Raw genomic sequence first — 8,963 nt, 5'->3', positions numbered from 1 at the left:
TTATGGTAAAAAGGCACGTTCTTGTTTCCCGCAATTCGGGCATCTATCGTATTATCGGCAAGCAGGGCTTCTACCGTTGTTAATACCACGGATGCCGCGCCTTTTCATCGGGCGCAGGACGGCATTGCCCTTTATTGGGATGAAATAAGCATCCGTACAGAAACGGTTTACAAGCATATTGATTCTTTGTTCAAAGATGTGATTGATTGGTATAAAATTCAAACCCATTGGCAAGATATTTTACTGGTTGTGCTGTCGATTAAAACTGGCAAGATTTCAAGTGCGGTGTTGTTACGAAAATAACCAAAGCTGATATCCTTATACCAGAAAGTTAAACAGACATATAACCTGAATGCTAGCTCTGAACCTATGAGCGTTAATGAAATATCTCTTCGACTTGCTCAAGAAACAGATGCGTGGGTGCTGAGTGCAATTCATATTGCCGCTATCAAAGCTCTGCCTGCAACTTTCTATACCCAAGAAGAACTTTTAGCTTGGCGTAATTACCGCGACAAACCTGATGGTTTAAATATATTGAAGAGTATGAAAGTGGAAACTTTCTGGGTTGCGATCGAGCAAAATGTTGTTATCGGTTTTGCTAGTTTCATTGTTGATGAACTCATCGGCCTATATGTGCATCCCAAATATCAAGGTAAAGGGATCGGACGTGTTCTAGTTGAACATTTTTGCGATGAAGCAACTGATCAAGGTGTAAATAAAGTAATTACAACCGCTAGCCTTTATGCTGAAGGTTTTTATTTGCGACTGGGATTTACTGCCATCCAAAAATCACCTCACTATTTAAGAAATGGGGTAGTTGTTCCAGTTATCAAGATGAGTAAAACATTAGGGACTTGCAATTAAAAAAATCTCCAAATACATCTGCCATACTCATAACTACTAAGATAGCGATACCTTCTCTACGAGACGCTACGCGTAGCTTGCTTCCACGTTCGTGTAGCGTCCCGTAGGGAAGTGGTACGGTGAGCTACGCTAACGCAACAAAATCTACTAATTGATTACTAACTTTAATAATTACCTTTTTCCTAAGTTGCAATAACTTTTTCTACATAACCTATGATGTAAGTAAGTACTTGCCAGCATAAATGAATAAAACTATCCGTTCATCAACTCTCACCCGTACACGTTTGATAGAAGCCGCCTCACAGGTATTTGCCAGTTTAGGTGTTCAAGGAGCAACTACCCGTGAAATAGCTCGTGTTGCTGGTGTGAATGAGGTGACTTTATTTCGCCACTTTGCTAGCAAAGAACAACTTCTGGGAGCAGTAATCAAAAATGCCTCGGTACTCCAGACAGAAGCCCTTGCACACCCCGAAGCATGGACTCAGGATCTAAAAATTGATTTAAGACATTATGCCCATCTTTATAATACTATGCTAGAGGCACAGGAAGACTTAATTCGTACCTTCATTGGAGAAGCTAAACGTCATCCTGAGGCAGCCAGACAAGTGATTCAAGAAGCTGCCAAGCCCTTAGGGGAAAAACTAGTCGCTTACCTGCAATCGAGTCAGAGACGAGGCATCGTTAGAGCAGACATTGAGCCATTTCCAGCAGTCGATATGTTTACAGGAATGCTGTTAGCTGGAATGTTATGCCGCAGTGCAAAATTCAATCAAGGCAGCTATAGCTGTGAGGACTATATCGAAACCTGTGTAGATATTTTTGTGCGCGGTATTAGTACCACTCCCCTCTCAGTTGTCAATGCAGCTGCAACCCATGAGCTAGATTAGAAAATCACAGCACATGATCGTACATCCTGATCATCATTTTCAAGTAAATACTTATAATGATATAGAGTTTCATCCTCTTGCAGAGATTAAAAATAAGCAATTGCGAATTATTCATAATTTTTTTAAATATGTTTTTTTAATCATGGCTAGTTTGTTAGATAAGATTCATAGCAGTCATTCTGAAGTAGAGCGATCGCTATTAACTAAAAGCTCTTGTTGTTTTGCCAGCACTTGTTTACGTAACAAGAGCAATTTTCGATCTCTAATGCCTTCTGCCATCAATCCATCGACAGTTTTCATCAGATATTCAGCGCAGGAACCCAATTTTCCAGATGCGGTGGCAATACTATCAACAGTGGTTGTTAATGTTATCTGATGAGCGTATCTGGGATGTTGGCGATTGGCAACGAAAGCGATCGCTTTGAACTAAACTGCTGTAATGTTCTTGTCCAGTTATTCGGATGAGGATTTCATTGTTCTGTCAGTGTTTGAAGACGATCAGCGATTACTACTGTTACCCCTTTTGCGCCAAGGCGATCGCTGTTGCTTCTTAATTCCCGATGAAGCACCAAGGATAATTCCTAATTTACCCGTCATACGATTATATAACTCCTTTATTTGGGAACACTAAAGTCAGAAATTGTCAAGACTTAGTGGTGAGATAATGAATGGTAATTTAGTTACTGGGGTAGCTCATGAAATGAATAATCCTTTGGGCTTTATTTCTGCAAGTCTCAAACAAGCGAAACCTACGATTGCTGAGATTTTTGAACACTTGAAGCTATATCAAGAAGCAGTACCATCACCGAGCGAGGAAATAATTGATCATGCAGAGTCAATCGACCTGGATTATAGTTTAGAAGATTTACCCAAAGTAATTGATTCAATGGTGATGGCGTGCGATCGCCTGAAAAACATCAGCACTAGTTTACGGACTTTCTCAACACAACGGTTCACTCGTGGTAAATTCTACGCTCGGCAAGGAAACTGAATTTTTCATTACCTTACCAATTCTGGCTCAGACTTAGGATTAACTTAGTACAGCTTTGCATTAATTCGTAGCGTTTTTAAACGCAAAGGAACGCTGTAGACGCTTTTGCGGCTTGCCGCAGGCTGGAAAGCGCAGAGGAGCGCAAAGTTTTTTAAGAGGATTTGCTACGAACTTGCGAAATTCTGCACTTAGTCGAGACTGTAACTTTCATACTGATAACGATTTACTCTATTGCCACCAATGAATCACACACTACAGATTTAAACTCCGAAGCAAAATTAACATTAAACTCTTTATTCTCCGATCGCTTCTCCCCATTCTTTAATTACAGAAAATAGTGATGAGTAATCATCATCAGCAAATGACATTTTTACGGCTGTTTGCAAGATTTGCCGAACACCTTTAATACTGCTGAGATCCAAACTCAAAGATTTCGCTTCTGAGATAAACAATTCTGTATCTTTCAGCAAGTGTTTTGTGGGGAAATTGGGATTAGCATAATTGCTATCCAACATTCTTTGTAGCTTTTTGTCAAAGGTAGGTGCATAAAGTGAACTGTCACGCAGTATTTGCATAAACACATCCACATCGACACCCTGACGCTGGATAAAAGCCAGACTCAGGGCAAAGCTAGTTGTTAGCGAAGCTATTAGCTGATTTAGTGCCAATTTAAGCGCTGCCGCAGATCCCACAGGCCCTATAAGTAAAGGTTCTGCGCCAAAATTTTGGAGTAAGCTCAAGTGGCGTTCATATTGTTCTGGCTCGGCACCTACCATAACATTCAACTTGCCAGCTTTTGCTTCCGGGATACTCCCTAATACGGGTGCTTCTAAATACTCACCACCACCTGCAATAACTGCATCCATAATTTCTTTGCTTTCTGTGGCAGTGATTGTTCCCATTTGGATGATAGTGCGCCCTTCCAGAGTTTGCCAAGCAGTATCTGAAAGTAACACGTTATAGATGGCTGAGGCATTAGTGAGCATGAGGATTATGCACTCAGCAGCACGAATGGCGTGGCGGGGATGTGTGACAATTTCAGCCCCAGCTGCTTGTAATGGTGCTAATTTTCCTGGTGTGCGATTGTAGGCAACTAGCTCTATATCTGCGGCTAATAACCTTTGAGCCATTGGTAGTCCCATCAGTCCAGTTCCCAGAAATGCCACCTTCATTTTTCACGTTCCTTTGGTACAGCGTCACTTTTCAAGACAGACATCGCGTTTTTATCGTTTAATTTTAATAACAGTAAACAGTGATCTCTGAATACTGTTTACTGACTATTAACTTCTGTATCTGGCGATCAACCACCGGCGGCAAAAGTCACCATTATCAAAACTGAAAGTAAAATACCAGGGGTAAGTAGTGTTACTAACATTATCAAGTCATGAGCAGTCATAATTATTACTTCTGTAATGTGTTTAGCTTGACAGTAATCACTGTTATCCTAGTCTAAATAAGACTGATAGTACATTCTTAAAGAGAATTTTAACTTTTCGAATTTACGTTTACTCTGGCACGGTCAATCCTTTTAGTGATTGAGAAATTTCTGTCTTATCCAGACCTTTGCTCTGAACTAGAACTCCAAAACCACCTAGTCCTGTGGGATCTAAAAGCTGGTGTAGTGCGTCCCGTCGCTGTAGTAACTGCGAGAGGGGTTGCTGTTGATCACAAAGGGCAGCAATGCGTTCGCCTAAACCCAACGCCATCAAAAATAATCCTTGCTGGATAAAACCAACATTCTTTAAATTGCACTTCTTTCCCCAGCGTTCTAAAGCCGTAAAGTCAACATGAGCAGTGATATCTTGCCTTCCAATATTAATATAGGGGTTGTCATGGAACCGATGATGATAATAGCACTGTAGTGTTCCTTGCGATCGCCTGGGATTGTAGTAACGACTGGCAGGGTAGCCATAATCAATTGTTAACACATAGCCTCGCTGCAAGCGGTCTGCTACTATACTCAACCAGTCTAGAGCAGCCAAATTGATTTCACTGCGATAGCCATCTGGATATGCACTCTGAGCAAAGTCGATTTCTACTAAATCCAAATATTGGGCTAGTTGAGGCGTTGAAAGTTCCCCTGTGACTTCCGCAAATAATGGGATGGGGTATGGGGTATTAGTCTCTTCCTCATGTCTATGTGCTGTCACATAAATTTCTCGCAGTTCTCCTTTCTCTAGAATGAATTGATGCACTGGAAAGGCATCTACTAACTCGTTAGAAAAAAAACAGCCAGCGATCGCATTCGGTGGTATATCCTCTAGATTGCACCAACGCACGGGCAAATCTTGCAAGCGTTGCTGCTGTTCTTGTCTTAAAGTTGGGGACTTTTCAATAATGATGTACTCCAGCGCAGTCAAAAAATCAGGGTAGCGCAGTTGATAATATTTAAGGATATGCAACGCCAGCAGTCCTTGACCTGCTCCCATTTCTACCAGAGAAAAGGGTACAGGTCGCCTTAAAATCTCCCACATTTGCAAAAATTGTTCTGCTAGTAACTCGCCAAAATCAGCACAGAGGTTTGGCGAGGTAAAAAAATCACCACCTTTAAAGCCAATTTTGACTGCATCACTGGAATAGTAGCCATGCTCAGGGTGGTATAATACCATATCCATGAATTCAGCGAAAGTAATTCGTTGTTGAGGATTAGTGGTAATCTGATTTGCGATCGCTGCACACAATGCTGGATTTGAATCCATAAAATTTGAGATTGGGAAGTAGAGAAGGCAAAAGCCAGAAAATAAAATTGTTACCAGTGAATCATATCACCATATTTTTTAGCCGGGTTTTTAGCAATTCTTTTCGCTTTGCTATAAATACTTTGAAGTCTGATATATCAAGGCTTCCGTCAGGTATGAATTTGTTTGCTTTGTCAATGTTGTATTTAGTTACCCAATCCTTAAGCGGAGTTGTACCTTTTGATCGATTTTCAGTTTCGTTAAGAAGTTGAAGATTTGCAATTCCGTTCCAGTTTGAAGGGTCTGAATAAAAACTAAAATCCTCATCTGTCTTAAAATCTTCTCGTTTTATGCCTTTAAAATAACTTGCAGGATGCAAGTGGTCTTTGTGATAGTACTCACCGTCAAATTTCAGGTGAGAATAAATTAATGATAAAATAGCGAAACAGTCAGGGGCATCTTTTTGTGTTGTGAATAACACTTCAATTAAGTCATCATCAAACGAGAGGTTTTTTGCCGGATCACCTTTAAAATTATTTTTAATTCTTTCAAGCGGAAAACATAGTTGCTTTGATGTGTCGGCTAATTCTGATTTAATGGCTTTACGTAAACCTGAAAGCACTGTGTCTGATTGTCCACTAAAAACACTTTTCAACAACGACAAGCAAAGCCATTTTTTGATTAATTCTTTGTCATCCTTGTAATTAATAGGGCTGTTAATATCGGCTTCAATTTCTCTATGATATATGTAGTATATAATTGGTATTACAGCATTTTTGGCTTTTAAATTTTGATTATTAAAACCTAACTTTGAAAGTAATATGAAGCTTTCAGTTATAGTTTTCTTGATTCTGTCCCAATTTTGTTCAAATATAGCAACACTGCTTTGGTCAAAATTCTTTACTTGAAATTTAATATTCTCGTTGAATAGAAATAAGCAAGTTTTTAAAACAAAATCTTGGCTGATTAAAAAACCCGCATTGCTAATTTCAAAAACCTTCTTTACAACATCATGTATTTCCTCTCTTGCATTCAACTTCCAATTTGCAGTTGTAATTGACATCAGGAGGTCAGAAAAACTGAGAGGTTCGCCTCCGCTATTAGTCCGAATAAAAATATCTAATACGGTATCTATTTTCTGAGTTTTTTCAAGGTAGTAGTTTATCAACTTCTCATTAAAAACTACTTCGTAAAGTTTTCTTATAGTCTGTTTTGTAAAATCTTTTGTTAGCCAACCTTGGCTGTCAATATAGTTATCAATTTCATCTCGGTTGTTAAACTTTAAAATATCATTTACACGATACCATATTGAATTTTTATCAGATAACTTTCTTTCATGCTTATCTTTGGTGAGAAACTGAAAATCATAAACCATCTGTCTTTCATTTTCTTCTGACAAAGGGTTGGAAAGGTTTAGATACAGATGTCTTGTTGGCATAGCTTCTTCTGTATCTATCCAATGCTTTCTGGGTAACTTGTAAGCATAAGAGCCTTTAAGCCCAATATAAATACTTGTCAGTCGTTGTTGTCCGTCAATAACTGCATAGAAGTCGTTATAACCTTTTGTATCAATGTGAGGATTATCTTCCTTAAAGAATTGACGATATTCAGTTAGAAACTGGTAAAACTTGAATTCGTTTTTGATTTCACTTTCTTTAACTTCCCAAAACATAAATGAGTTGATTGGGTAGCCTCTCATTATACTGTCAAAAAGCACTTCTATTTGGTCGCTACTCCAAACGAATTTTCTTTGAATTGCTGGCAGCAAATAAGTTCGAGCAACGATGTGGTCAATAGCATCTTTAATGGTAATGGGGGTTGCAAATCCACTGGACATATCTTTTACCTCATTCCTTTTTTGTATTAGCAGCTAACTAATGATTGTGCCGTAGTTGTTGTATAAAGCGTTTCATCAGTGAGAAGCTAACTTAGACAAGGTTTATATGTCAAGTTATATACATTAACTTTTGAGAAGAAGCTTTACTCTCTAAGAAAATTAGGTATTGATTTTTGCCCAAGCGATCGCCACCCCAATTAATCGCGTCCAACCTAAAAGACAATTTGCTACTAGCCACTCACCAACGACACCAGAACACCATTAGGATCGCGGACACGAGCAATCGTTTGTCCCCAAGGCTGATTTTTAGGAGCATCTAATGCTTTTGCACCTGCTCCGATCGCTCTCATATAAGCGCTGCCAACATCAGGAGTGATAAATGATATCTGGATTAATGCTGGTGGTTGTGTGGAATCGTTGGGATGGAAGCCGCCAGGAAATAACTTCTGTGCTTCGCTACTGGAGGAAAAAGCTAATGTGGTATTTCCGGTTTCGATTTCCGCCCAGATAAATTGCCCCCTATCCTGGAGAGTGCGACGAACTAAACCAAATGCTTTTTCGTAAAACTCAACCGTTTTAACTACATCGTCTACCCAGATAACCGTGTAACCAAATTTCACAGTTTTTATCCTTATTAGGAATTATTTTAACTTTCTAGTATGTAAGGGGCTGTTGCTAGAGTTTGCGCCCCTGCTTGCATCATTTCTATATCTGATGGCGACCAATCATGAGTTCCTTGGCAGTGATGTGCCGCTAGCAATCCCCATAATCCTCTAGGTATTAAAATTGGTACAACTAGGTTGGCGCGAACCTGCATATTGCTGAGAAAATCTCGGTGACAAGGCTGGATTGGCTCTAATTGAATATCAGCGATCGCCTTTACCCGTCCTGCTAAGTATAAAGCAGCATACTCGTCGTTAAAACAATCATCTGGGCCAGTGGAACCAAGTATTGAGAATTCTTTAGAACTCAAAGATTCAAAAGTCACCTGTCCTTGCCACCGTCCATAAAAATAATACAACAGCACCCGATCAACCTGAAGCAATTCTCTGAGTTGATTCGTTGTTTGCCGGACTAACTCATCGCGCTGCATTGTTCTGACAAGGCGATCAAGCAATAGTTGCAAACCCTGTTCACGGCGTAGGCGTAGCCCGCCGTAGGCATCGCTGCTCTGGTGAAATTCTGAGTGAGGATGAATTTGCACGGTTCTAAAATTACGACTAATTGACACTCTCAGCGCTGTTCGCGCTTGCGTCTCCCCTTGGGAGAAGCGACTGAGATTCTTAGTTCATAGACGCGCCTTAAAATCATCTATCCTTTCGGCAATACTTAAACCGGGAACCCGTTTATAAAACAAAACTTCTAGTTTAATTTAGCTGACCCCAGTGGGCTTCATCTCCCTAAGCGTTAGAGAATAAATTCTCTCGTTCTCGTGTGCCCCACGATACGTTTAATTTCCTCAAAATTTTAGGTTTACTGGTTTGAATGCGCGTTGGCATCAAGGCTATGTTAAACGCGAGTATTTTCGCTACCCACTATCCATTATTTTTTCCTAGCCAGTCGTTTTGGGGTTGGTTATCCATTCGATGCTCGCGGTTATTCTACCTGTGTGACAGTCATATTTTACCATGCCCTAGATCAAAAATTAATTAATTCTGAATGCGCTTTATTACCGCAGGAGCGGTCATTGAGCTTGTCGAAATGTC

9 protein-coding genes and 1 pseudogene are annotated in these 8,963 nt (G+C 39.9%); 4 read left to right on the top strand and 6 right to left on the bottom strand.

Going from position 1 to position 8,963, the window contains the following annotated elements:
* Positions 1-21: 21 nt before the first annotated feature.
* From ACEW80_RS16790 to ACEW80_RS16780, 3 genes are all read left to right on the top strand, one after another.
* Entirely contained in the window at positions 22-303 is a 282-nt protein-coding gene (locus ACEW80_RS16790) for a Tn3 family transposase (RefSeq protein WP_373527682.1), read from the top strand.
* A 66-nt stretch (positions 304-369) separates the two neighbouring features.
* The gene (locus ACEW80_RS16785) at positions 370-864 is read left to right on the top strand and encodes a GNAT family N-acetyltransferase (RefSeq protein ID WP_373527681.1); all 495 of its coding nucleotides are present in this window, start codon (positions 370-372) and stop codon (positions 862-864) included.
* Between the two features lie 242 nt (positions 865-1,106).
* Positions 1,107-1,751 (top strand): TetR/AcrR family transcriptional regulator, encoded by a 645-nt coding sequence (locus ACEW80_RS16780; RefSeq protein WP_373527680.1) that lies wholly within the window; start codon positions 1,107-1,109, stop codon positions 1,749-1,751.
* A gap of 174 nt (positions 1,752-1,925) precedes the next feature.
* On the opposite strand, the gene ACEW80_RS16775 is transcribed toward ACEW80_RS16780, so the two are convergent.
* Positions 1,926-2,123: a hypothetical protein gene (locus ACEW80_RS16775; RefSeq protein ID WP_373527684.1), complete on the bottom strand. Its 198-nt coding sequence runs from the start codon at positions 2,121-2,123 to the stop codon at positions 1,926-1,928.
* A 259-nt stretch (positions 2,124-2,382) separates the two neighbouring features.
* Between ACEW80_RS16775 and ACEW80_RS16770 the strand changes: the two are divergent.
* Positions 2,383-2,694 (top strand): annotated as a pseudogene (locus tag ACEW80_RS16770) (hybrid sensor histidine kinase/response regulator); the annotation flags it as partial.
* Positions 2,695-3,035: 341 nt separating this feature from the next.
* Here the strand turns inward: ACEW80_RS16770 and ACEW80_RS16765 are convergent.
* The 5 genes from ACEW80_RS16765 to ACEW80_RS16745 all read right to left on the bottom strand — a co-directional run bounded on the left by ACEW80_RS16765 (position 3,036) and on the right by ACEW80_RS16745 (position 8,461).
* A complete protein-coding gene (locus ACEW80_RS16765; protein ID WP_373527679.1) occupies positions 3,036-3,914 on the bottom strand; it encodes an NAD(P)-dependent oxidoreductase in 879 nt (292 codons plus the stop codon).
* 333 nt (positions 3,915-4,247) lie between these two features.
* A complete protein-coding gene (locus tag ACEW80_RS16760; protein ID WP_373527678.1) occupies positions 4,248-5,441 on the bottom strand; it encodes a class I SAM-dependent methyltransferase in 1,194 nt (397 codons plus the stop codon).
* 61 nt (positions 5,442-5,502) lie between these two features.
* A complete protein-coding gene (locus tag ACEW80_RS16755) occupies positions 5,503-7,257 on the bottom strand; it encodes a DUF262 domain-containing protein (RefSeq protein WP_373527677.1) in 1,755 nt (584 codons plus the stop codon).
* Between the two features lie 230 nt (positions 7,258-7,487).
* Positions 7,488-7,877: a VOC family protein gene (locus ACEW80_RS16750; protein WP_373527676.1), complete on the bottom strand. Its 390-nt coding sequence runs from the start codon at positions 7,875-7,877 to the stop codon at positions 7,488-7,490.
* Between the two features lie 26 nt (positions 7,878-7,903).
* The gene (locus ACEW80_RS16745; protein WP_373527683.1) at positions 7,904-8,461 is read right to left on the bottom strand and encodes a GAF domain-containing protein; all 558 of its coding nucleotides are present in this window, start codon (positions 8,459-8,461) and stop codon (positions 7,904-7,906) included.
* Positions 8,462-8,963 lie beyond the last annotated feature (502 nt).

This window comes from Nostoc sp., assembly GCF_041747015.1.
Lineage (GTDB): Bacteria > Cyanobacteriota > Cyanobacteriia > Cyanobacteriales > Nostocaceae > Nostoc.
This window is presented reverse-complemented; position numbering and strand designations above follow the sequence as displayed.